We start from the raw sequence: 1690 nt of genomic DNA, 5'->3' as shown, positions 1-1690 counted from the left end.
GAGGCCACTGAAAAAGTCCACTCTGTTAAATTAGGTAGTATAAAGTTCGAGCAATCGAACTTTATACTGCCTTTTTGCTTTATAATTAAAGATAGAAAATGTATGTAGGTGATTTCCAGAATGATTTCAAAACAAGAAACTCTAAATCTTAGTCCATTTATGGCAATTTATGATATTGTCGTTCCCAAAGATAATATGCTTCGTCAAATTAGTGAACTTGTTGACTTCTCTTTCATTTTACAAGAATTAAAGGATAAATATTGTCTTGATAATGGTCGTAATGCAGTGCCGCCGATTCGGATGTTTAAATATTTACTTCTAAAATCCATATTTGACTTATCTGATGTAGATGTAGTAGAACGTTCAAGATATGACATGTCGTTTAAATTTTTTCTAGATATGGTACCTGACGATCCTGTAATCGATCCTAGTTCATTGACGAAATTTCGGAAGCTCCGTCTTCAAGATGTGGGTTTATTAGATATGCTCATTGGCAAGACAGTAGAGATTGCCATAGAAAAAGAAATCATTAAAAGTAAAACAATAATCGTGGATGCCACACATACAAAAGCACGATATAATCAAAAATCACCAAAAGAATTTTTACAAGAGAAATCAAAAAAATTAAGAAAAGCTGTCTATCAAATAGACGAGTCAATAAAACAAAAATTCCCACCCAAACCTACTTCTAACGAAGTAAAAGAAGAACTGGATTACTGTCTTCAAGTTATCAATGTAGTTGAATCCCAACCGCAAATTGAGGCTATTCCAGCTGTAAAGGAAAAATTAAATGTCTTAAAAGAAATAGTTGAAGATTTTGAGGATAAGCTAAGCTATTCAACTGATCCCGATGCACGTGTTGGACATAAATCATCTGACTCTTCTTTCTTTGGGTTTAAAACACATATTGCGATGACTGATGAACGTATTATTACAGCTGCGGTTGTGACCACTGGAGAAAAAAGTGACGGAAAGTACCTTAAGGAATTAGTTAAAAAAAGTAAAGATGCAGGCATGGAAATAGATACAGTTATTGGCGATACCGCTTATTCTGAAAAAAACAATATCCAGTTCGCATTAAAAGAAGAATTTCAACTTGTATCTAAACTTAATCCACTAATCACACAAGGTAGGCGTGCCAAAGAAAATGAATTTGAGTTCAATAAAGATGCAGGTATGTATGTGTGCAAAGCCGGCCACATGGCAGTTCGTAAAGCGCGTATAGGGAAGAAAAATCAAAGTAATAACCAACAACAAGTTTATTATTTTGATATTGAGAAATGTAAAATATGTCCTTTCAGTGAAGGTTGCTATAAAAAGGGAGCTAAAAGTAAAACGTATTCTGTTTCAATCAAATCCACAGAACATAAGGAACAGGAAGCATTCCAAAACAGTGAAGAGTTTAAAGAACTCGCACGTTCACGTTACAAAATTGAAGCGAAAAATAGTGAATTAAAACATGGACACGGGTATAATACAGCATTTTCCGCGGGTCTATTTGGTATGGAAATACAAGGTGCAACAACAATATTCGCTGTGAATTTGAAGCGAATTATCTCGCTCTTAAAAGAAAAATAATAGTAAAAGTAAATAAAAACAGGCAGATTCTTGGAAGAAACGAACAAGAACCTGCCTGTTTTTTTTGGAAGTCATATTATTTTTAAAAAAAGTAAGTTTTTCAGTGGCCTCG

Annotated in this window: 1 protein-coding gene; it reads left to right on the top strand. The window is 33.8% G+C overall.

Annotated elements, in window-relative coordinates; all coding sequences use genetic code 11:
* The first annotated feature begins 120 nt into the window (after positions 1–120).
* A complete protein-coding gene (locus BIV59_RS20855; protein ID WP_071353390.1) occupies positions 121–1578 on the top strand; it encodes an IS1182 family transposase in 1458 nt (485 codons plus the stop codon).
* The last annotated feature ends 112 nt before the right edge of the window (positions 1579–1690 follow it).

Source organism: Bacillus sp. MUM 13, assembly GCF_001866725.1.
Lineage (GTDB): Bacteria > Bacillota > Bacilli > Bacillales > DSM-1321 > Peribacillus.
The sequence above is the reverse complement of the archived record's forward strand: the minus strand, read 5'-3'. Positions and strand labels throughout refer to the sequence as shown.